The sequence below is a fragment of the Streptomyces sp. NBC_00090 genome (assembly GCF_045160815.1).
Lineage (GTDB): Bacteria > Actinomycetota > Actinomycetes > Streptomycetales > Streptomycetaceae > Streptomyces.
In genome coordinates this window covers 96,055-116,951 of record NZ_CP108224.1, presented here as the reverse complement: position 1 = coordinate 116,951, position 20,897 = coordinate 96,055, and the positions used below count along the sequence as shown (strand labels likewise).

20 protein-coding genes, 1 tRNA gene and 1 pseudogene are annotated in these 20,897 nt (G+C 70.2%); 7 read left to right on the top strand and 15 right to left on the bottom strand.

What is annotated here, in order from left to right:
- Nucleotides 1-13: 13 nt before the first annotated feature.
- The 3 genes from OG361_RS00525 to OG361_RS00515 form a co-directional block, all read right to left on the bottom strand.
- A complete protein-coding gene (locus OG361_RS00525; protein ID WP_405851253.1) occupies nt 14-811 on the bottom strand; it encodes a thymidylate synthase in 798 nt (265 codons plus the stop codon).
- Nucleotides 812-951: 140 nt separating this feature from the next.
- Nucleotides 952-1,620: a response regulator gene (locus OG361_RS00520; RefSeq protein ID WP_405851252.1), complete on the bottom strand. Its 669-nt coding sequence runs from the start codon at nt 1,618-1,620 to the stop codon at nt 952-954.
- Nucleotides 1,617-2,798, bottom strand: a complete 1,182-nt coding sequence (locus tag OG361_RS00515) for a sensor histidine kinase (protein ID WP_405851250.1) — start codon at nt 2,796-2,798, stop codon at nt 1,617-1,619. The genes OG361_RS00520 and OG361_RS00515 overlap by 4 nt, the downstream gene beginning before the upstream one ends.
- A 198-nt stretch (nt 2,799-2,996) precedes the next feature.
- On the opposite strand from OG361_RS00515, the gene OG361_RS00510 reads away from it, so the two are divergent.
- Together OG361_RS00510 and OG361_RS00505 are read left to right on the top strand one after the other, a co-directional pair.
- Complete coding sequence (locus OG361_RS00510) at nt 2,997-3,422, top strand: DUF6223 family protein (protein WP_405851249.1); 426 nt, start codon at nt 2,997-2,999, stop codon at nt 3,420-3,422.
- Between the two features lie 77 nt (nt 3,423-3,499).
- On the top strand, nt 3,500-3,742 hold the full coding sequence (locus OG361_RS00505) for a DUF6332 family protein (RefSeq protein WP_405851248.1): 243 nt from the start codon (nt 3,500-3,502) through the stop codon (nt 3,740-3,742).
- Between the two features lie 101 nt (nt 3,743-3,843).
- On the opposite strand, the gene OG361_RS00500 is transcribed toward OG361_RS00505, so the two are convergent.
- The 11 genes from OG361_RS00500 to OG361_RS00450 all read right to left on the bottom strand — a co-directional run bounded on the left by OG361_RS00500 (nt 3,844) and on the right by OG361_RS00450 (nt 15,488).
- Nucleotides 3,844-3,920, bottom strand: a tRNA-Trp gene (locus OG361_RS00500).
- 92 nt (nt 3,921-4,012) lie between these two features.
- The gene (locus OG361_RS00495; protein WP_405851247.1) at nt 4,013-4,276 is read right to left on the bottom strand and encodes a metal-sensitive transcriptional regulator; all 264 of its coding nucleotides are present in this window, start codon (nt 4,274-4,276) and stop codon (nt 4,013-4,015) included.
- 47 nt (nt 4,277-4,323) lie between these two features.
- Nucleotides 4,324-5,238 carry a sulfite exporter TauE/SafE family protein gene (locus tag OG361_RS00490; RefSeq protein WP_405851246.1) on the bottom strand — a complete coding sequence of 305 codons (915 nt, stop codon included), beginning with the start codon at nt 5,236-5,238 and terminating at the stop codon, nt 4,324-4,326.
- Nucleotides 5,235-5,819, bottom strand: coding sequence for a rhodanese-like domain-containing protein (locus OG361_RS00485; RefSeq protein ID WP_405851245.1), 585 nt, complete (start codon nt 5,817-5,819; stop codon nt 5,235-5,237). The genes OG361_RS00490 and OG361_RS00485 overlap by 4 nt, the downstream gene beginning before the upstream one ends.
- A 97-nt stretch (nt 5,820-5,916) precedes the next feature.
- Nucleotides 5,917-7,305: a rhodanese-like domain-containing protein gene (locus tag OG361_RS00480; RefSeq protein ID WP_405851244.1), complete on the bottom strand. Its 1,389-nt coding sequence runs from the start codon at nt 7,303-7,305 to the stop codon at nt 5,917-5,919.
- Nucleotides 7,306-7,617: 312 nt separating this feature from the next.
- Entirely contained in the window at nt 7,618-9,759 is a 2,142-nt protein-coding gene (locus tag OG361_RS00475) for a family 20 glycosylhydrolase (RefSeq protein ID WP_405851243.1), read from the bottom strand.
- A gap of 320 nt (nt 9,760-10,079) precedes the next feature.
- Nucleotides 10,080-11,048 carry an ROK family protein gene (locus OG361_RS00470; RefSeq protein WP_405851242.1) on the bottom strand — a complete coding sequence of 323 codons (969 nt, stop codon included), beginning with the start codon at nt 11,046-11,048 and terminating at the stop codon, nt 10,080-10,082.
- A 103-nt stretch (nt 11,049-11,151) separates the two neighbouring features.
- On the bottom strand, nt 11,152-12,087 hold the full coding sequence (locus tag OG361_RS00465) for a carbohydrate ABC transporter permease (protein ID WP_405851241.1): 936 nt from the start codon (nt 12,085-12,087) through the stop codon (nt 11,152-11,154).
- Nucleotides 12,087-13,001, bottom strand: coding sequence for a carbohydrate ABC transporter permease (locus tag OG361_RS00460; protein WP_405851240.1), 915 nt, complete (start codon nt 12,999-13,001; stop codon nt 12,087-12,089). Before OG361_RS00460 ends, OG361_RS00465 begins: the two co-directional genes overlap by 1 nt.
- Nucleotides 13,002-13,036: 35 nt before the next feature.
- Entirely contained in the window at nt 13,037-14,299 is a 1,263-nt protein-coding gene (locus OG361_RS00455; RefSeq protein ID WP_405861977.1) for an extracellular solute-binding protein, read from the bottom strand.
- Nucleotides 14,300-14,690: 391 nt separating this feature from the next.
- Nucleotides 14,691-15,488, bottom strand: coding sequence for a DeoR/GlpR family DNA-binding transcription regulator (locus OG361_RS00450; RefSeq protein ID WP_405851239.1), 798 nt, complete (start codon nt 15,486-15,488; stop codon nt 14,691-14,693).
- Between the two features lie 284 nt (nt 15,489-15,772).
- On the opposite strand from OG361_RS00450, the gene OG361_RS00445 reads away from it, so the two are divergent.
- The 5 genes from OG361_RS00445 to OG361_RS00425 all read left to right on the top strand — a co-directional run bounded on the left by OG361_RS00445 (nt 15,773) and on the right by OG361_RS00425 (nt 20,258).
- Entirely contained in the window at nt 15,773-16,777 is a 1,005-nt protein-coding gene (locus OG361_RS00445; RefSeq protein ID WP_405851238.1) for an ROK family protein, read from the top strand.
- The gene (locus tag OG361_RS00440) at nt 16,774-17,706 is read left to right on the top strand and encodes a 1-phosphofructokinase family hexose kinase (protein WP_405851237.1); all 933 of its coding nucleotides are present in this window, start codon (nt 16,774-16,776) and stop codon (nt 17,704-17,706) included. Before OG361_RS00445 ends, OG361_RS00440 begins: the two co-directional genes overlap by 4 nt.
- Nucleotides 17,707-17,868: 162 nt before the next feature.
- Nucleotides 17,869-18,798: an SIS domain-containing protein gene (locus OG361_RS00435; protein WP_405851236.1), complete on the top strand. Its 930-nt coding sequence runs from the start codon at nt 17,869-17,871 to the stop codon at nt 18,796-18,798.
- Nucleotides 18,799-18,873: 75 nt separating this feature from the next.
- Nucleotides 18,874-19,710: a ketose-bisphosphate aldolase gene (locus OG361_RS00430; protein ID WP_405851235.1), complete on the top strand. Its 837-nt coding sequence runs from the start codon at nt 18,874-18,876 to the stop codon at nt 19,708-19,710.
- 308 nt (nt 19,711-20,018) lie between these two features.
- Nucleotides 20,019-20,258 (top strand): hypothetical protein, encoded by a 240-nt coding sequence (locus OG361_RS00425; RefSeq protein ID WP_405862708.1) that lies wholly within the window; start codon nt 20,019-20,021, stop codon nt 20,256-20,258.
- An 88-nt stretch (nt 20,259-20,346) separates the two neighbouring features.
- On the opposite strand, the pseudogene OG361_RS00420 reads toward OG361_RS00425, so the two are convergent.
- Nucleotides 20,347-20,484, bottom strand: a pseudogene (locus OG361_RS00420) (transposase); the annotation flags it as partial.
- Nucleotides 20,485-20,897: the final 413 nt, after the last annotated feature.

The window sequence follows — 20,897 nt, the reverse complement described above, 5'->3', positions numbered from 1 at the left end:
TTCATGCCGCTGTTCACACCGCCACCGGCGCCTTGATGGCGGGGTGGTGCCGGTAGCCCAGCACCTCCACGTCGGAGTAGGCGTAGTCGAAGAGCGAGTCGGCCTTGCGCAGACGCAGCTCGGGGAACGCGTACGGGGTGCGCGAGAGCTGTTCGGTGACCTGCTCGACGTGGTTGTCGTAGATGTGGCAGTCGCCGCCCGTCCAGACGAAGTCGCCCGGCTGGAGACCCGTCTGCTGCGCCACCATGTGGGTGAGCAGGGCGTAGCTGGCGATGTTGAACGGAACGCCGAGGAACAGGTCCGCGCTGCGCTGGTAGAGATGGCAGGAGAGTCTGCCGTCGGCGACGTAGAACTGGAAGAAGGCGTGGCACGGGGCGAGTGCCATCCGGTCCAGATCGGCGACGTTCCAGGCGGAGACGATGATCCGGCGGGAGTCCGGGTCGTGGCGCAGGGTGTCGAGCACCTGGCTGATCTGGTCGATGTGCCTGCCGTCGGGCGCGGGCCAGGAGCGCCACTGGACGCCGTAGACGGGGCCCAGCTCGCCCTTCTCGTCCGCCCACTCGTCCCAGATGGTCACGCCGTTCTCCCGCAGCCAACCGACGTTCGAGTCGCCGCGCAGGAACCACAGCAGCTCGTACACGATGGACTTGAGGTGCACTTTCTTGGTCGTGACCAGCGGAAACCCCTCCGAAAGGTCATAACGGAGTTGGTGCCCGAAGACACTCCGGGTGCCGGTGCCCGTCCGGTCGGCCTTGGCCGTCCCCGACGCGAGCGTGAGCTTCAACAGGTCTTCGTACTGGGTGTCCGCCACGACCGTCGAGTCTACTGCCGGACGCGGGGCGCATTCGACGGGCCCCGACTCCTGCGGAGAGGGAAGCGGCCGGTGACGCTCCGTGAGGGGAAGGACCGGGCGCACCTTCCTGCGGGTCGAGCGCCGACAGGGGGCGTGGTTCAGACGCGGTTCTGCCGCGGGGTGACCAGGCCGGATTCGTAGGCGAGAACCACGAGCTGGGCGCGGTCGCGGGCGTGGAGCTTGGTCATGGCCCGGTTGACATGGGTCTTCGCGGTCAGCGGGCTGATCACCATACGGTCCGCGATCTCGTCGTTCGACAGTCCGTGCGCAACCAGAACGATGGCCTCGCGTTCGCGACCGGTGAGCTCTTCCAGTCCCGGGCCGGTGGTGCCGGGCAGTGGCTGGGTGACGTACCGGTTGATCAGCTTGCGGGTGATCGACGGGGCGAGCAGGGCGTCACCGCGCGCGGCCACGCGGACAGCGTGCAGGAAGTCCTCCGGCACGATGTCCTTGACGAGGAATCCGGCGGCGCCGGCCCGCAGGGCGTGGAACACGTATTCGTCCAGCCCGTAGTTGGTCAGGATGACGACGTGCACTCCGGCCAGGGTCGGGTCGGCGGCGATGCGCCGGGTCGTCTCGATGCCGTCGAGGACCGGCATCTGGATGTCGACGAGAACGATGTCGGGCAGGTGTTCTGCGACGAGCGCCAGAGCTTCGATGCCGTTGGCAGCCTCGGCCACCACCTCGATGTCGTCTTCGAGGTCGAGGAACGCGCGGAATCCGCTGCGGATGAGGGGCTGGTCGTCGACCAGCAGGACACGGATCACGAGACTCGTCCCAAGGGGGTTGAGGGGAATTCCTGGATTCCTGGGAATTCCTGGAACTCGGGGAGCACGGGGAGTACGGCCCTGACGGTGAAGCCACCCTCGTCGCGCGGTGCGGCCCGGAGGTGGCCTCCCAGGGCGGTGACGCGTTCGCGCATCCCGAGCAGTCCGATGCCCGGTACCGGGGTGGTGTCCGGCCTGGCCTTGCCGTCGTCGTCGACCTGGACGGCGACAGCGTCCGGCCGGTAGTCGATACGGACCGAGGCCGTGGTGGCCTCGGCGTGACGGGCGATGTTGGTGAGCGACTCCTGGACGATCCGGTAGACGGTTCGGCCCACCGCTGCCGGCACCTCGCGCCGCTGTCCCTCGATCGTCAGCGTCGTCTCCACTGCGGTCCTCGCGGCCCGCTCCACGAGGTCGGGTAGGTGATCGAGCCCGTGCGGCGGGCTCGTGTCGTCGTCGCGCAGGGCCTCCAGCGTCGCCCGGAGCTCCCGGGCTGCCTCACGGCCGGCCTCCCGGATCGCGAGCAGCGCCTCCGGCACCTGCTCGCCCCGCTTGCGGGCCACGTGGACGGCGACCTCCGACTGCACCTTGATCACCGAGATCTGGTGGGTGAGCGAATCGTGCAGCTCCCGCGCGATGTGCAGCCGTTCCTCGTCGGCGCGGCGCCGCGCGGTCTCCTCCCGGGTGCGCTCGGCCTCGTCCGCCCGCCGCTCGGCCTGCCGCAGCGCTTCGCCGGCGGCGCCGGCGGCGATCAGCCAGGCGATCTCCAGGGCGCCGCGGGCCTGCGCGAACGCCTCGCCCGTGGTGTGCGTGCCGGAGACCAGAGCCGCGAGGGGGAGTGCGGCCAGCACGGCCACGCTCGCCACCGTCGTGATCGTCCGGTGTCCCGCCCGCATGGCCGCGTACACCGCGAAGAGGAACGCGACGGCGGGCACGTCGAGACCGGCCGCCTGGTAGGCCACCGCGCACACCCCGGTGACAGCCAGGACGGGAACCGGAGCCCTGCGACCGAAGCCCAGCGCCAGACCGCCGGCCACCAGCAGTGCGTAGCCGAGCAGGTCGAGTCCCGTGGCGGAGTGCTGTCCGGACACCCCGGTGGCCAGCAGCGCCGCCGCCACACCTGCCGCCACCAGCCAGTCTCTGACCTCGGCCCGAACAACGAAGTGCCCCTTGCTCATGAACGCACCCTAGCCGGACGCCCGGACGGGTCGGATCCCGCTCACGGACGAGCGGCCGACTACCGCGCACGCAGTACTTTCACGGCGCCTGCCGCGTTCGCGGTAGCGCGAAGTGCCTGCGCCTGTGGGACGACCTGGCGTGGGCCGGGCCGACATGCTCGGACGACATCCAGTCATGGGAAGACAAGGAGCACCTCGATGTCCGCTCGTCGCCTGTTCACCGCCGCCGCGGCAACCGCCCTGTTCGCAGCTCTCGGTGTCGCCGCACCGGCAGCGGCACACGCCTCGGCTCAGCCGGTCGCGGCCAGTGTCTACGACTTCGGCCTCGGGCGACTCGGGGCCGCCGCGGGCGGGCTGGTGGCACTGGCCGGCGTGGTCATCGCCGTACTGGCGTCGGCCCGCCCCACCGGTCGTCTCGGCACTGCCAACGGATCACTCGGGGGAGCGGTGGCCATTGCCGCGGGTCTGATCGGCGCGACCCTCGGCGGGCTGGTGGCGGCCACCGCGGACGGCGGTCTCGGCACCGGCAACGGACTGGGCGGAGCCTACGTGGCCCTCTTGCTCGGACTGATCGCCACGTCCCTCGGCGGGCGGGCCCTGGCCCACTCCCGCCACACCCGTTGACCGACAGGCACCGAACGTCCCCGGCCTGGTCGGCTGTTCTCTTGGATCACGAGCCGCCCCAGTGCAATGCTTCGGCTATGACAGCGAGACGACGGAGCCAGGCCGAACGGGACGAGATCACGGTAGAGATCGGCTACGCGTTGTTGAGCGCGTGCTTCCTCGGCGCTCTCGTGTTCGCGGCGATCGCCGGGCCTGCCGCTGTCTGGAACCTTCCTCCTGCGGTGGAGAAGTTCCTCCTGGTCGCGGGGGCTTCGGTTGCCGGGGTTCTGGCGGTGATCCGTGTCATTCATGTCCTCCGGCGACACGGACAGGACCGCTGACACGCCCCCGTCGTATGGGTCGGCCGGCTGACGGCCGCTCGTACCAGCACACCCTTGACCGGGAGTATTTGGTCGTCGACCCAGAGGTCGATGGACACGGTTGGCAGGGGTGACAGGAGTCGAACCTGCGACATCCGGTTTTGGAGACCGGCGCTCTGGCCATCTGAGCTACACCCCTTCGGTGTGCAGTCAGCTTTGCACTCTGGTGGATCTCGGCGCCACCCGATTTCGAGTGGCTCTGGTGGGGTGAAAGCTTGTCGGCGCCATCGGTCAGGCGAGGGTGAGGAAGAGTTTCTCCAGTTCCTCCTGCGTCATGGGCGGGGAGTCGGAGTCGTCGGCGAGGCACTGCCGCATTCCGCTCGCCACGATCTTGAAGCCGGCCCGGTCCAGGGCCCGGGAGACGGCGGCCAGTTGGGTGACGACGTCCTTGCAGTCGCGGCCCGACTCCACCATCGCGATCACCGCGGCCAGCTGTCCCTGGGCGCGCCGCAGACGGTTCAGGACAGGGCGTACCGATTCTTCGTCCACCTGCACGGAGATCCTCCTTCACCCCCTGGCAAGAATACCCCAAGGGGTATAAGTCAGGACTTTACTCTGCTCTCCTCGCGTCCCTCCACGGGCGTGGAAGGCCTCCGTGGCGGCAGCGCGGAGCGTGGCCGCGCGGCCCGCCACAGCCGGGCGGCGACCGCGCTGGTCACCACGGCTCCGAGCCCCGCCCACGTGGCCGGGTGGGTCCAGACGGCGGTGTCGAGCTGCTGCGCGAGCACGAAGACGCCCATGACGACCACGAACCAGCCGAACGTCTTGCGCAGCGCGTCCTGGGGGATGCGGCCCGCGAGCCGGCCGCCGGCCAGGCTGCCGACCACCGCGACGGCCGTCACGGTCAGCGCGAGGCGCCAGTCGATCCCGACGCCCGAAAGGTGCCCGGCGAGTCCGGCGAAGGACTTCATGGCGATGACGAGCAGCGAGGTGCCGACCGCGATGCCCATCGGCAGTCCGCCGAGTATGGCGAGGGCCGGAACGACGAGGAAGCCGCCACCGGAGCCGACCAGCCCCGTCACCGCGCCGACGACGAGACCCTCCACCGCGATGTGCTTCAGGGGCAGTTCGCCGTGCGCGGGCCGCGTCCTCTCCCGGCCGCGCCGGGGCCTGCGGAGCATCGCGACAGCGGTGGCCAGCATCATCAGGGCGAAGGCGACGAGCAGGACCGTACCCGGGACGTACTCGGCGAGCCGTCCGCCCCCGTACGCGCCGGCCATGCTGAACGCGCCGAAGAGCAGCCCGGTCCGCCAGCGGACCCGCCGGGCCCGAGCGTGGGGGACCAGCGCGGCCAGGCTGGTCACGCCGACCACGAAGAGCGAGGTGGCGATCGCCTCCTTGGTGTCCTGCCCGGCGAGATAGACCAGGATCGGCACGGTCAGGATCGAGCCGCCGCCACCGAGGATGCCGAGACTGACGCCGACGACCAGGGATGCCGCGACGACCAGGGCGGTCACGGCGTGCTCCGCAGCTCCGCGATCACCGTGCGGATGTCGGGGCGCGGCCCGCGGTTGTACGGCAACTTGGACAGCAGGACACCCATCGCGCACGAGTTGCTGACGGCCGCGTACGTCAGGCCGGCACCGATCGCGGTGCCGATCAGGTGCGCGCCCGGCACGAACACCCCGACCAGGCCGGTGGCCAGCACGATCGAGCCGGCCACGAGCCGGACCTGACGCTCCATGTCCCACCGCTCGGGACCCCGGTTGACCGGCGCGCCGGCCGTCTCCCAGGCGACGATGCCGCCCTCCAGGACGCGGAGGTTCGGCAGTCCGGCCTCGGAGAGTGCCTTCTCGGCCTGGGCGGCGCGGGCCCCGGAACGGCAGACGAGAACGACGTCCTCGTCGAGGTGGGCCAGGAGCTCGGCCCGGTGCTCACGGAGGGTGTCCAGGGGCACGTTGTACGAGCCCGGAATGTGTGCCGTACGGAACTCACCGGGCGTGCGCACGTCGAGCAGGCGCGGTGCCCGCCCCTCCTGGACGAGTCGATGCAAACTGGCGTGGGTGAGGGAGGGATTGGGCGCGGGGGTGGTGCTCATGGGGTTCCGTTCGGGTTGCCCGAATATACCTAGGGGGGTATGTGCGGGAGTGTGGGGGGCCCGGGCGAGGCGCGGGCCCGGGGGAGTGGGGGACCGGTCAGGCGCTGACGTCCTGGGCCGACAGGGCCCAGGCGGTGTATCCGCCGAGGATGTCGGAGACGTCCCGGAAGCCGCGGTGGCGCAGCAGGCTCGCCGCGATGGAGGAACGGTGGCCGCCGGCGCAGTGCAGGACGAGGGGCTGGTCGGCGGGCAGTTCGCCGCTGCGCGCGGGCAGTTCACTCAACGGGATGTGCAGGGCGGAGTCGATGAAGCCGTTCGCCTCGCGTTCGCCGCAGGTGCGGACGTCCACCACGACGGGCGGGTTGTCGCCGGCGAGGGCGGCACGCAGATGCGCGGCGGTCACGCGGCTCGCGGGAGCGACCTCGTCGGCGAGTTCCTCCAGGGCGTCCTCGGGATTGCGCAGGTAACCCACGGCCCGGTCGAAGCCGATGCGGGCGAGCCGCGTGACGACTTCCTCCTCCCGGTTCTGCGGTGCCATGACGACCAGCTCGTCGGCCGGATCGAGGACGGTGCCCGCCTGCTCGGCGAACCGCCCGTCCGCGGGCACGTTCACCGCACCACTCAGGTGCCCGCCCGCGAACTCCTGCGGGGCGCGTGTGTCCACCACGACCGCGCCGGCGGCCCGCAGCTCGGTGAACTCGGCGAGCGACAGTGGCCGTGGGGCCGCCGAGGAGTCGTAGCGGACCCGGTCCTTGCGGTTGAGCTCGGCGTCGTAGGCGAAGTAGCCAGGTGCGGCCGGCTGTCCGGCGGTGACGAGCGCGACGAACTCCTCACGGCTCATGGGGGCACACGCGTAGTTGGTGGTGCGCTGCTCACCGATGGTGGACTGCTTCTCGGTGGACAGGTTCTTGCCGCAGGCCGACCCGGAGCCGTGCGCGGGGAAGACCCGCACCTCGTCGGCAAGGCCCATCAGCTTGTTCTGCACGCTGTCGTGGAGCATCGCGCCGAGCTCCTCGGCGGTGACGCCGACGGAGGCGAGCAGGTCGGGCCGGCCGACATCGCCGATGAACAGCGCGTCGCCGGTGAGGACGCCGTACGGGACGGGGTCGTCGGCGTGTTCGTACACGAGGACGCTGATCGACTCCGGGGTGTGCCCGGGCGTCTCCATGACCTGCAGGGTGACGTCGCCGAGCGGGATCCGCTCTCCCCCGCCGAGCTTGCGGATCGGGTACTCGGTCTCGGCCCGGCGGCCGTAGCCGATCCAGGCACCGGTCTCGTCCGCCATCTCCAGGTGGCCGGCGACGAAGTCCGCGTGGAAGTGCGTGTTGATCACGCCGACCACCGTGAACCCGTGCGCGGAGGCATCGGCCAGGTACTCGGAGACGTCCCGTCGCGGGTCGACGACCACGGCGCGGCCGCTCTCCTCGTCGGCGATCATGTACGACGCCTGGGAGAGGCAGTCGAGGTAGTACTGGGTGAAGAACACGGCAATCCCTTCATGAGGAACGCGCACCCGGGTCGGGGCGAGAGCGCTTATCCCTTGCCTCTGATACCCCCCTGGGTATTTACGTACTCGACCGTAAGTCGACGCCGAAGGGAAAGTCAAATACCCCCCTGGGTATCCTGGGATCGCGCTCGCGGCGCACCCTCGGAGCCCGACCTCCATACCTCGAGGGGTATCCGTTCACACGACGCCCGCCGGACGCGGCCGTAAAGCCAACAGCCCCGCTCCGGACAGGCGCGAGGCCTGTCCGGAGCGGGGCGTTTCAGTCCCAGGTGAGGGCGGTTACGAGGACGGTTATTCGAGCGACCAGCGCTGGAGCGCCGCGCCGGTGTCCACCTGCTGGGTCACCTTGGCTCCGTCCGTGGCGGAGGCGGCGGTGAGTACGAATCCGCTCGCTGCCGAGGCGATGGTGTACTCGCCGTCGTCGAGCGGAGTGACCTTCCAGCGCTGACCGATCTCGCCCGTGCACGGCCGTTGGACGACGGCGGTACCGACCGGCCCGGAACCGTCGCCGGCGTCCGCACACATCCCGGATGTCTTGTTGGTCATGGTGTGGAGGCCGTCGGACTGGCGGGTGAACGTCCACGTCTGGTTGCTGCCGCGGTTCGGCGCCCACATCACCAGCGCGGTGCCGGCCCTGGTGGAGCCGCCCGGGTTGTCCAGAGCCTTTCCTTCGGTCTCGACGCTGTGCGGGCCCTCCACGACGGTGACGGTGCCGGGCCAGGGAACGCCCGGGGCGGGGTGGTAGTCGATTCCGGCAGCCGTCCAGCGCGGTCCGTGCTGGGCCAGGCGCTGGCGGAAGCTCTTCCAGTCGCGAGCGGACCGGGGTGTCCATCCGACCTCGGCGAGGGCGGGGAGGCGGGGGAAGCTCATGTAGTCCGTGTAGGCGGAAGGCTCGGGCCAGCGGGTGGCCGGGGTCGGCAGCGCGTTGCTGCCCTCGTAGGCGCGGTCGGCCCACAGTGCGGCCTCGACGCCGGCGATCTGCTGCGCCGGGACGATCGAGCCGGTGCCGTCCGGCTTGGCGGTGCTGGTCTCCGGGTCCCACTCGTAGGACCTCCGCACCGGCACGTAGCCGGACCAGCTCAGCCCGTAAGGGGTGGACACGTCGTACTTCATGTCCAGGTAGGCGTGGTCGGACGGCGACATGACGAACCTGGCGCCCTGGGCGACTCCGTTGCGGACGAAGCGGATGGACTCGGTCTCCTCCGCCGTCCCGATGCTCTCCCGGTCGTCCTCCTCGCCCCAGAACTGCATGATGCTGCCGGACGGGATCGAGGCCTGGCCGAGCTGGTGCCAGCCCATCACGGTCTTCTCCCGCGCGGTGGTCTCCGAGGTGGCCGCCTTGACGTAGGCCGCGTACTGGTCGGAGGTGGCCTGCGGAGTCTCGTCGCCGCCGAGGTGGATGTACGGGCCGGGGGTGAGCTCGGCCACCGCCTTGATGACGGTGCTCAGGAAGCGGCTCATGTTGGCCGTGTGCCGTTCGTCCTCCAGACAGTAGAGACTGATGCCGACTTCGAAGCCGGAGTAGGGCGGCTTCGCCTTGTCATCGCAGTTCAGCTCCGGCACGGAGGCCAGTGCCGCCATGGTGTGGCCGGGACCGTCGATCTCCGGCACGACCGTGATGAACCGGGACTTCGCGTGGGCGATGATCTCCTTGTAGTCGGCCGCCGAGTAGTACCAGCCCTGCCCGCCGGTGAAGCCGCTCTGCGTACTGGCGCCCACCTGGGTCAGACTCGGGATCTCGTCGATGGCGATGCGCCAGCCCTGGTCGTCCGTCAGGTGCAGATGCAGCGTGTTGATCTTGTACGTGGCTGCCTGGTCGATGAAGCGCTTGACCTGCTCGACGGGGTAGAAGCGGCGGGCGACGTCCAGCATCGCGCCGCGGTACGGGTAGCGGGGCGAGTCGGAGATCCGTACAGGGGCGACGGTCCAGGGGCCGGCCTGTCGGGTGGGCGACTCCACCGCGGCCGGGAGGAGCTGCCGCAGCGTCTGCACGCCGCGGAACAGGCCCTCGGCACCGTGGGCCCGCACGACGACCCCTTCCTCGCCGGACACCAGGGTGTATCCCTCGGCCCCCAGTCCTTCGGGGCCGTTCGGGTCCAGGACGACGGTCCGAGTTATCGCCCGGGGCGCAGTGGCGACGCGGTAGGAGTAGCCGGTGGCCGGGGCGAGCTGCCGGGCGAGGTAGGTGCCCACGCCCATCGCCGCCGCGTCCTTCGACAGGACGGTGATACGAGTCTGGGCGGTGAGTGTGAATCCCTTGCCCTTCACCGCCTCCTGGGAGACCGGCTGCGGCACGAGGGCGTACGGGGCGGAGGTGGTGGGCTCGGGAGCAGCGATCGCCGCCTGGGAGACCGTCGCCGGCAGCAGGGGAAGCGAGAGGGCGACGGTGGCGAGTGCGGCGAGGCATCTGCCTCGTCGGTTCAACCAGTGCATGGTTGACTCCTTCGGACGGAAGGGCACGGGGCCTTACCTTGGGGAGGGGCGGCCTGGAGGGCGCGATGCGCGCCGGTGACGGCGACGGTGAGGCGTGGTATCGGACGCCGGGTCCTCGGACCGTTCTCGGTCCGCCCGGCGCACTGGGGGCGCGTACCGGCCGTCGAAGTCCCGCCGCGCTGCGAGCCGTTGGCTATGTGCGAGGCACATGCGAGGCGTGCAGCGGGGGGAGCACGATTCATGCTTGAAGTTGCTGCACTATCGCTTGTTGTGTGCAACTCCAGTCAAAAGGTGTCAGGGGGTAGGGGGAGCGTCAAGGCCTACCCGGCCGTAGCTTTGCTGTTTTCCAGCGCCCTGTCCCGGGCCAGGAAGGCCGCCCCCACGCAGCCCGCCATGTCACCGAAGTGTGCCGGCCGGAACTCCGGTACGGCGGGGGAGGCGAGACGACCCGCGAGAGTCGCCCCGAGCGCTGTGAGGCGCGACGCCCCTGCGGCGGCCGGCTCACCGGCGATGACCACCCGTTCCGGGGAGTGGCGGCGGACCGCCGTCGCCAGGACGCCGATCAGCGCGTCCGCGGCGTCCAAACAGACGACGCGGGCGTGCGGATCCCCAGCATCGGCACGGTGGTACACCTCGCGGGCGGTGATCCCCCGCCAGCCGGTCATCCGGGCGTACCGCCGTGTGACGGCGGTGGTGGAGGCGACGGTCTCCAAGCACCCGTGACGGCCGCAGTGGCAGGGTTCGCCGTCCTCCGGCCGGACCACGATGTGGCCGAGCTCTCCTGTCCCGCTGTGCTCTCCTGTCCCGCCGCGATCGCCAGTCCCGCCGAGCCCTCCCATCCCGTCGTGGTCGCCTTGGACGGCCCTGCCGTCGACGATCGCCGCGGCCGTGATGCCGTCGCCCACCGAGATGTAGAGGAAGTTCCGGCAGTCGCTGCCGGCCCCCGCGCGCGCCTCGGCGAGTCCCCCCGTACGTCCGTCGTGGCCGACGGCGACGGGCAGGTCCAGGTGCTCGGCCACCCAGTCCTGGACCGGGATGCCGTGCCATCCCAGGGCGGTGGCGTGGACGGCCCGCCCCGACGCGTCGTCGACGACGCCGGGAAGGGCCACGCCCGCTGCCGTGGGACGACAGCGTTCGGCGAGCGAGGCGGCACAGGCGAGGACGCTCTCAAGGACGGCGTCCGGCCCCCGTTCGGGCCGGGTGAACCAGCGCTCCCTGCTGTGTGGGGACCCGTCGGGGCCCACCACGCACCCCTGGATGAAGGCGGCTCCCACCTGTAGGGCGATCACGGTGCCGTGATCCGCGCGTCGGCGTCGTACGGCCGGCGGCCTCGGGAGGGGTGCCGCCGTCGGCGGCACCCGCTCCCCTCCTACTGCAGTGTTCACAGAGCTGCTACTTGACGGAGCCGGCGGTGAGGCCGGAGACGACCTTGCGCTCGATGAGTGCGAAGAGGATGACGACGGGCACGATGGCGATGACCGAGCCGGCGAACAGGTAGTTCCACTGGACGGTGTAGTTGCCGATGAAGCTGTTGATGCCGACCGTCAGCGGCTGGCTCTCCGGAATGGTGGAGAGGGTCAGGCCCATGACGAACTCGTTCCAGGCGGCGATGAAGGTGAAGATCATCGCGGTGACGACGCCGGGCATCGCGAGTGGCAGGGTGATCCGCAGGAGCGCGCCTCCCCGGCCGAGGCCGTCGATCATGGCGGCTTCCTCGAGTGCCTCGGGGATCGAGGAGAAGTACGCGGTGAGGATCCAGATCGCGAAGGCCAGGTTGAAGGCCGCGTTGCAGAGGATCAGGGTCCAGACCGAGTTGAGCATGTCCAGCTGGTAGAACTCGCGGTAGAGACCGACGAGCAGCGAGGTCGGCTGGAACATCTGGGTGATGAGCACCAGCAGCAGGAACAGCTTGCGGCCGCGGAACTTCATGCGCGCGGTGTAGTACGCGGCGGGGATGGCCACCACCAGGACGAGCAGGGTGGATCCGGCGGAGACGAGCAGGGTGACGCGGAGGTTGTCGGCGAGGTGGGACTCGCGCCAGACGTCGACGAAGTTCGCCCACTCGAACGCGCTCGGCAGGTAGGTCGCGTCACGCAGCTCGTGCGCCGGCCGCAGAGCGGTGACGATCATCTCCGCGTAGGGCATCAGGAACAGGGCCGCGAGCAGCCAGGCGACGGCGGTGATCAGAAGGGTCCGCGGGCTCAGGGCGCGGGGGGCCCGGGGCGCGCCGGGCCGTGGGCCCCCCGCACCGGAGCGGGGGGCCGGGACCTTCCGGGTGGTCCCTGTGGTCCCTGTGGTCCCTGCGGGGTTGTGGGTGCGCTGAGTCATCAGTTCTCCTCCTGGTTCCAGCGGCTGGCCTTGAGGAAGACGACGACCATGACCACGACGAGGGCGAAGTTGACGACGGACATCGCCGCGGACTGGCCGATGTCGGAGTTCTTGAGCTGGTACATGAACACGGTGGTGGTGGCCGTGTCGCTGTCCGGGCCGCCGTGGGTCATGCTCCAGATGATGGGGAACGAGTTGAAGACGTTGATCAGGTTGATCACCATGCCGACGAGCAGCGCCGGCCGCAGCAGCGGGAGGGTGATCTTCAGATACGTCTGCCAGGTGGTGGTTCCGTCGACCTTGGCCGCCTCGTAGATCTCCTCGGGGACGGTCTGCAGTCCGGCGAGCAGGGTGTACGTGGTGAACGGCAGGGAGACGAAGACCGCGACGAACATCATCCACGGCCAGGCGGTGGACGGGTCGCCGAGCCAGTCCTGGGGGCCGTCGATGAGGCCGAGGTCGGTCATCAGGGTGTTGAGGACGCCGGCGGTCTGGTTGAGCATCCACTTGAAGCCGATGGCGGTCATCACGACCGACGCGGCCCAGGGTGCGATGAGTGCCCAGCGGGTGAGCCGGCGGCCGGGGAACTTCTGGTTGAACAGCTGGGCCAGGGCCAGGGAGATCACCATGGTGGCGGTGACCACGACCACCGTCCACACCACGGTGGAGACGATGACCGAGGGCAGCGAGGGTTCCTCGAACAGCTGCGTGTACTTGTCGAAGCCGGCCGAGCCGCGGACGAAACCGCTGCTGCTGATCTTCAGAAACGAGGTGCGGACCATCTCGTAGACGGGCCACAGGACGACCAGGACGATGAGCAGGACCGCGGGTCCGATCCAGGGCAGCGGACCCAGGCGGGCCAGGCCGCCCCGGCCCTTGCGGCCGGGACGGGTGGCGGAAGAGGTGGTGGACACGAGGGTGCCTTCCGTGACGGTGCGGTGCGCGGGGCCTACTGGTCGGCGGCCGCTGCCTCCGCCTTCTTCTGCAGCTCGCCCAGCACCTTCGCGGGGTCGTTCACGGCCGTGCCGCCGCTCTTCTTGATCTCGGCGGAGACGGCGTCCCAGGTGGTGTCACCCAGCGGGTAGAAGACCGCGTTCGGCAGCAGAGAGAAGAAGGGCTCGAGGTCCTTGTGCTTGCCGTTGGTGGTCATCTCCTTCAGCGTGTCCTTGGTGACCGGCATCAGGTTGTACATCTCGTCGAACTTCAGCGTGTTCTCCTTGGAGTACGCGAAGTCGAGGAACGCCCGGACCTCTTCCTTGTGCCCGTTGTCCTTGAACGCCATCATCCAGTCGGCCACACCCAGCGTCGAGGTCAGCGCCCCGCTCTTGCCGGGGATCGGCGCGACCCCGTAGTCGACCTTGCCGTCCTTGGACATCTGGATCAGCGACGGGTGACCGTTGAGCATCGCGGTCTTGCCGGCCGCGAAGTCCGCGAACGCGGTCTTGCGGTCCGTCGTCGCCGGGTTGGCATAGGTCAGCTTCGGACCGACGAGGTTCGCCTTCAGCCACGCGAACGACTCGACGTTGGCCTTGCTGTTCAGCGTGTACGCGCCCTTGGCATCCGTGAAACCACCACCGTTGCCCAGCTCCCAGATCAGCGACTCGCCCTGGGCCTCCTCCGGACCCAGCGGCAGCGCGTACGGGGTCACGCCCGGCACCTTCGCCTTGACCTTCTCCGCCGCCGCCTTCAGCTCGTCCCAGCTCTTCGGCGCCTCGGTGACACCCGCCTTGGCGAAGATCGCCTTGTTGTAGAAGAACGCCCGCGCCGAGGACACGAACGGGATGCCGTACTGCGTGCCCTCGACCTCACCGGCCTTGGCGAAGCTGCCGATCAGATTGGCACGCGTCTTCTCCGACAGCACCTCGTCCGCCTTGTACAGCAGATCGTCCGCGACCTTGTCCGCGTACCCACCCGTCTGCAGGACGTCCGGCACGTTACCGCTCTGGATCATCGTCTTGACCTGAGAATCGATGTCATTCCAGTTGATCACCTGGACATCGACCTTGATCTTCGGGTTGGCGGCGGTGAAGCGCTGCGCGACGTCCTTCCAGTACGCCGTCGAACTGTTCGACGCCTTGTCGCCGTAGTCGGCCGCCACCAGCTTCAGCGTCACGTCCCCGTTGTCCGACGCGCCCCCTCCGCTGCCGCAGGCCGTGAGGGCGAGGGCGCCGAGAGCGCCCGTACAGGCCGCCGTGATCATCCGCTTGTTCATCATCGGTACCGCCTTGTCTCCTGACCGGTCGGAGGCGACACGGCCGTGTGGCTGGGAACTGCAGCAGATCCGGAGCGTGCTCAAATATGGGTTGTTCGGTCAGGTTTCGCTCATTAACGAGCATCTGCTGTGGTCAGAGTAAACATGACGAAGGTGGTGCGGGACTAGGTCCGTTACGTAAAAGATGCCTATGGGTCGGCGGCAGGGGGTTTACGGGCGGGTTCGGCCGTGCGAGGGCATGCGTGAAGCCGTGCGAGGGCATGCGTGAAAGGGCGCCCCCGGGCGGGGGCGCCCTTTCACGGTGTCGAGCGAGGCGAGCGGGTACGGCTCCAGGGGGTGTCCGGCGGATCAGGGTCGTATAGCGACCCCGACCCTGATCCGCCGGACGCTCCTAGACGCTGATGACCTCGATGCCCGCCTCGGTGAGCCGCGCCGCCATGTCGGGGGCGAGACCGGAGTCGGTGACGAGCACGTCGATGCGGTCGAGGCCGCAGATCCTGGCGAAGGCGCGCTTGCCCATCTTGGACGAGTCCGTCGCGATGATCACCTGGCGGGCGCGCTCCGTCAGGAGTCTGCTGATGCCGGCCTCGTCCTCGTGGTGTGTCATCACGCCGAGCCGCGGGTCCACGCCGTCGACGCCGAGTACGGCGACGTCGAGCACCACCTGGTTCAGGACTCCCTGGGTCAGCGGGCCCACCAGCTCGTACGTCTGGGGCCGTGCCACGCCACCGGTCACCACGATCTTGAACTGCGGACGGACCGCCAGTTCGCTCGCGATGTTCAGGGCGTTCGTGACGACGGTGAACATCGGCCCGGCGGAGTTTTCCCCGCGCTCCGCCAGACCGCCTGACCGGAGGGTCAGGGCCCGCGCCACCTCCGTGGTGGTGGTGCCGCCGTTGAGCCCCACGACGTCCCCCGGGGTCAGCAGATCCGCCACGGCGCTCGCGATGCGCTGCTTCTCCGAGACCTGTCGTGAGGACTTGTACCGCAGTGGAAGTTCGTACGAGACGCCGTGCGCGATGGCCCCGCCACGCGTACGGACGAGCAGCTGCTGATCAGCCAGTTCGTCGAGGTCGCGCCGGATGGTCGCCGGTGACACGGCCATCGTGGCCGCCGCCCCCTCGACCTCCAGCCTGCCGTCGACCGCGAGCAACTCCAGCAGCTTGCTCCATCGCTCCTGCTTGGACATGCGCCGCTTCCCCTCCGTGCCCTGGAACTCCGATGCCGAGGGGCGAGGACTGCCTGCGCGACCGGTCGACCGGTCCCCTCGAGAGACATGCGCGGGGCTGATCGTAACGCCGCGGATCGCGCACCGCGCACCTGGGGGCGATACGCGCACGGCGCGGAACTCGGGCCTCGGAGTCCTGGACGGAAGGGGCATCTGCGCGTGATACTCCACTCACGTGAGCTGCTGGAAGTTGTTCATTAGTCATGTCTAATATGCAGATTCAATCAAATGGAGGCGTGATACTCATGGACGGCGACAGCTCCTCGACCCTGGCCGGAGGCATCTCGCCACCTGCCCACGCGCAGGGGTGTGTGCTCGGCCTCGACGTCGGCGGTACCGGAATGAAGGGGGCTGTCCTCGACCACGGCATGCGGCCGCTGGAAACGCTTCGCCGGCCCACACCGCGCGCCGATGGACCGCTCGCCGTCGTCGATGCCATCGCCGACACTCTGCTCACCCTGAACGCGATGGCCTCCGAGAGAGCACTGCCGGTGCACCACGCGGGCGTGGTGGTGCCGGGCATCGTCGACGACGACCTGCGGCAGGCGGTGTGGTCGGCGAACATCGGATGGCGCGACCTCCCGCTCGCCACGCTCCTGGAGAAACGCACCGGACTGCGCGTCGCGTTGGGCCACGACGTGCGCGCGGGCGGCCTGGCCGAGCACGCCCTCGGGGCCGCGCGCGGAGCGCGGAACGTGCTCTTCGTGGCCATCGGCACCGGTATCGCGGCCGCCCTCGTCTGCGACGGGAAACCGATCAGCTCCGGCGGCTACGCCGGCGAACTCGGCCATGTCGTCGTCGAGTCCGGGGGGCGCCCGTGCGCCTGCGGCAGCGCGGGCTGCCTGGAGACCGTGGCCTCCGCCACCGCCGTCGCCGCCGCGTACACCGCGCGCGCCGGCCGGACGGTGACCGGCGCCGCGGACGTCGCGGCCCTGGCCGTACAAGGCGACCCCGTGGCGCGAGCCGTATGGCAGCAGGCGGCCGACGGGCTGGCGGACGCGCTGGCGACCGCCGCCACCCTGCTGGCGCCGGAGACGATCGTGCTCGGGGGCGGCCTCGCCGAGGCCGGCGAACTCCTCCTCGCCCCCCTGAGGGCCGGGCTCGAGGAACGGCTCACCTTCCAGCGGCGACCCTCACTCGTCCGGGCCGAGCTGGGGGACTGGGCCGGGTGCCTCGGCGCGGGTCTCGTCGGCTGGCGGGCGGCAGGGCACAACCCCACCAGTCAGCTGACAGGAGTACCCGCGCCATGATCCTCACCGTCACCCTCAACGCCGCCCTCGATGTCACCTGGGGCGTCGACAGCCTGCGGCCCCGCGCCTCCCACCGGGTCGACACCGCGTACGAACGAGCGGGCGGCAAGGGAGTGAACGTCGCCCGCGTCCTCACCTCTCTCGGGCACAACCCCCTTGCGACGGGCCTCGCCGGCGGACCCACCGGCCGCCTGATCCGCGAGGAGCTGCGCGCCGCTCGCGTCCGGGAGGCGTTCCTCGACGTGGCCGGCGACTCCCGGCGCACCCTCGCCGTCGTCTCACGCGACGACGGCGACGCGACCGTCTTCAACGGGCGGGGCCCGCACGTGGACCCCGCCGAATGGGAGCTCTTCTCTCGGCACTACGCCTCGCTGCTCGCGGACGTGCGCGTGGCCGTCCTGAGCGGCAGCCTCCCCCCGGGGGTGCCGACGGACGCGTACGCACGGTTGATCCGCACGGCCGCGGCGGCCGGAGTGGTCACGGTGCTCGACGCCAGCGGCCTCGCCCTCATCGAGGCCCTGGAGGCCTGCCCCGACGTGGTCAAGCCCAACCTCGACGAGATCGCGGCGGCGACCGGATGCGACGACCTCCCCACAGCCGCCGCGGCGCTGCGGGTCCTGGGCGCCCGGGCGGTCGTCGCGTCGGCCGGCGCCGACGGCCTGCACGCGATCACACCCGAGGGCACCTGGCGGGCAGCGCCTCCGGAGCGGCTCTCCGGTAATCCGACAGGTGCCGGCGACGCCTGCGTGGCCGCGATCGCGGCCGGCCTCGCGGCGGGATCCGCATGGCCGGACATCCTGCGCCAGGCGGTCGCCCTGTCCGCCGCCGCGGTTCCCTGCCCGGTCGCCGGTGACATCGACGCCGCCGTCCACGAACGGCTTCTCCGCCATGTCTCCGTGGTGGAGGAGCGCGCGGCCGACCCCGCGTGAGCCCCACATCACTGCTCGTAGATGCTTATTACTAGCGACTATCGCGCAACAATTGACATTATTGATGAGTGTGACGCAGCATGTTGAGGGATCCGCATCTGCATTGCCTCCTCATCGCCCCTTCGAGCGCAAGGACTTCGCGTGACCACTCACGAAACCTCCATGACATCTGTCGAGATCGCCTCCCAGCCGGACACCTGGAGGCGAGCCGCCCAGTCCGTCGCCTCGTTCGCCGATGTCCTGCCCCGGCGCGGCGAGCGGGTCGCCGTGGTCGGCTGCGGCACCTCGTGGTTCATGGCCCTCGCCTACGCGCAGCTGCGCGAGCGCGGCGGCCACGGGGAGACCGATGCGTTCGCCGCCTCCGAGTTCCCGGCCGACCGCCACTACGACCGGATCCTGGCCATCACCCGCTCCGGCACCACCACCGAGGTCCTGGACCTGCTCGCGAAGGTCAAGGGAACCGTCGCGACCTCCGCCCTCACCGCGGACCCGGCGACGCCTGTCATGACCGCCGCCGACGCCGTCGCCGTACTCGACTTCGCCGACGAGGAGTCGGTCGTGCAGACCCGGTTCGCGACCACGGTGCTGGCCCTGCTGCGCGCGCACCTGGAGGCCGAGAATGCGCTGCCCGCCGGAGTGCGGCCGCTCGCGCAGGCCGTCGAGGACGCTCAGCGCGCCCTCGACCTTCCGTTGAGCGGCGAGGTGACCGGCGCCGAACAGTTCACGTTCCTCGGAACGGGCTGGAGCTACGGCCTCGCCCTTGAGGCCGGCCTGAAGATGCGCGAGGCCGCCGGAGCGTGGACCGAGGCGTACCCCGCCATGGAATACCGTCACGGCCCGATCAGCATCACCGGCCCCGGCCGCGTCACCTGGCTGTTCGGCCCCGAACCGGACGGTCTCGCCGACGACATCGCGCGGGTCGGCGGGCTCTTCGTCTCCCTCTCCGCGGATGGGGCGGACGCCCTCGACCCGCTCGCCGACCTGATCGTCGCCCAGCGCCTCGCCGTGATCCTCGCCGAAGCGCGCGGCTACAACCCCGACCGGCCCCGCAACCTCAGCCGCTCCGTGATCCTCGCCACCGAATCCGTGTAAGCCGCGCCCTCGGCGCACGAGGCCGACACCGGCGGCCAAAGCCGGTGCACCACCATCGCATTGGGGAAGACCTTCATGCCCTTGACCTCCACCGACGACATCGTCGGCCCCGCACACAGCACCCGTCGCGGGGTCGGCGCGTTCAACGTCGTACAGATCGAACACGCCGAGGCCATCGTCGCCGGAGCCGAGCAGGCGGCGCTGCCCGTCATCCTCCAGATCAGCGAGAACACCGCCCGCTACCACGGCTCGCTCACCCCCATCGGGCTCGCCACCCTCGCCCTCGCCCGGGCGGCCTCCGTGCCGGTGGCGGTCCACCTCGACCACGCCGAGTCCGCGGACCTCGTCCAGGAAGCCGTCGAACTCGGCTTCACCTCCGTCATGTTCGACGCGTCCAAGCTTCCCTACGACGACAACGTCGCCGCGACACGGCTCGTCACCGAGCGGTGCCACCGTGCCGACGTCTGGGTCGAGGCCGAACTGGGCGAGGTCGGCGGCAAGGACGGGGCGCACGCCCCCGGCGTCCGCACCGACCCCGACGAGGCCCGCGCGTTCGCCGCGGCGACGGCCGTCGATGCACTTGCCGTCGCCGTCGGCAGCTCGCACGCCATGCTCAGCCGGGACGCCGTCCTCGACTTCGACCTCATCGCCAGGCTGAGGGGATCGCTCGACGTGCCCCTCGTGCTGCACGGTTCCTCGGGTGTCGACGACGCCGACCTCGCCAAGGCCGTCGCGGCGGGAATGACGAAGGTCAACATCTCCACCCACCTCAACAAGATCTTCACCCGCACCGTGCGCGAACGCCTGCAGGCGTCCCCGGAGATCGCCGACCCGCGCAAGTACCTCGGCCCGGCCCGGGACGCGGTGGCAGGCGAAGTGGCCCGTCTGCTGACCATCCTCGCGGGCCCCTGACCGTGCACCACCGGCGCGGCGACGGTGGCCGCCCCCGCATCGCACTGCCCCCGCGGTCGGCTCGCCGGCGGGCGGCGGTCCGCGGTCCGCGGTCGGCGGGGGATGCTCGCCCAGTGGTACGCACGCATCCCGTCGTAAACGGGTGCCCTGCCGGCGACACGGCCCAGAGGATTGGCCGGTACTGGCTGGTGGGTGGGGGTGACATCGGGTGGGAGCCGTGACAGTGTCAACTCCAGGGTGATTTCTGGGGTTTGGGGGGCGTTGTGGGGGCTGGACCGGTTGTTTTCGTTCTGGCGGCGGTGTGGCTGGTGATCGCGCTGATTCCTCTGCGCTCGCCGGCCGCGCGTAAAGGGCTGGGGGCGTTCGTCCTGAGCGTGTCGGCCTTGGCGGTCATCGGTGCCGGGGTCTTGGCAAGCCAGGCCGAGAAGAGCTCGAGCTACACCGGGACCTCACCCGCGGTGCTGGCCATGTTCGGGGTCGGCTTGATAGTGGCCCCCGCTGCCATCGCCGCGGTGGTACGGCTGGCCCGGTCCAGTGGCCGAAACTGAACCCGTGTCGATCAGGCACGCGGGCCGGTAGCCGAGGCTGAGTGCGAGCGGGTGGACGTCGTAGGCGGCGGCGCCCGCTGGACGGCCCGACGACCAGCAGCAGGCCCAACGTGTCGACGACCACGTGACTTTTCCGCCCGGTCGTCCACTTGCCCGCATCGAACCCGCGCGCCTCGCCGCCCTCGTTGGTCTTGATCGACTGGGCATCGATCACGGCGGCCGACGGCTGGCAGCGGGGTGCCCGCCAGCCCTGGACCCACCACCCCAAGGCGGACACTCCCAAATCGGTGCCCGGGCCGATCGGGAAGACACCCCCTGGACGAGCACCCGTCTACCGGCGGTGCTCCGGCGGCGTCCACGCGGGTGCGACTACTCGTCGGGATTCCGAGGCGGTGTATCGGGGGGTGCCCCTAATTCCTTCGTAGGGACCGCGGTGGTGCTGAGTGGCTTCACGGCGGTGTTCGAGTGGTGAGGTCCGTTACGCCTGTCGCAACCGTGGTCCGTGAGGCCTCTGGGTAGATCGTGCGGACGGCCTGGCCGCTGGGTGGTGGCGGCCTCGTGGGCGTCGGGCGGATGCCTTGGGTGCCCCGGGCAGCGGATGCCTACACATAGAGCGGCGGCGTCCGGCGTCCTCGTGGC

What these genes read in the sequence shown, in the direction of transcription:
- OG361_RS00445 (WP_405851238.1), top strand. Translation starts at nt 15,773, where the DNA reads ATGGACGGCGACAGCTCCTCGACCCTGGCCGGAGGCATCTCGCCACCT.
- OG361_RS00485 (WP_405851245.1), bottom strand. Translation starts at nt 5,819, where the DNA reads ATGAGCACCACCCCCGCGCCCAATCCCTCCCTCACCCACGCCAGTTTG.
- OG361_RS00505 (WP_405851248.1), top strand. Translation starts at nt 3,500, where the DNA reads ATGACAGCGAGACGACGGAGCCAGGCCGAACGGGACGAGATCACGGTA.
- OG361_RS00430 (WP_405851235.1), top strand. Translation starts at nt 18,874, where the DNA reads ATGCCCTTGACCTCCACCGACGACATCGTCGGCCCCGCACACAGCACC.
- OG361_RS00465 (WP_405851241.1), bottom strand. Translation starts at nt 12,087, where the DNA reads ATGACTCAGCGCACCCACAACCCCGCAGGGACCACAGGGACCACAGGG.
- OG361_RS00440 (WP_405851237.1), top strand. Translation starts at nt 16,774, where the DNA reads ATGATCCTCACCGTCACCCTCAACGCCGCCCTCGATGTCACCTGGGGC.
- OG361_RS00455 (WP_405861977.1), bottom strand. Translation starts at nt 14,299, where the DNA reads ATGAACAAGCGGATGATCACGGCGGCCTGTACGGGCGCTCTCGGCGCC.
- OG361_RS00510 (WP_405851249.1), top strand. Translation starts at nt 2,997, where the DNA reads ATGTCCGCTCGTCGCCTGTTCACCGCCGCCGCGGCAACCGCCCTGTTC.
- OG361_RS00450 (WP_405851239.1), bottom strand. Translation starts at nt 15,488, where the DNA reads ATGTCCAAGCAGGAGCGATGGAGCAAGCTGCTGGAGTTGCTCGCGGTC.
- OG361_RS00475 (WP_405851243.1), bottom strand. Translation starts at nt 9,759, where the DNA reads ATGCACTGGTTGAACCGACGAGGCAGATGCCTCGCCGCACTCGCCACC.
- OG361_RS00435 (WP_405851236.1), top strand. Translation starts at nt 17,869, where the DNA reads ATGACATCTGTCGAGATCGCCTCCCAGCCGGACACCTGGAGGCGAGCC.
- OG361_RS00515 (WP_405851250.1), bottom strand. Translation starts at nt 2,798, where the DNA reads ATGAGCAAGGGGCACTTCGTTGTTCGGGCCGAGGTCAGAGACTGGCTG.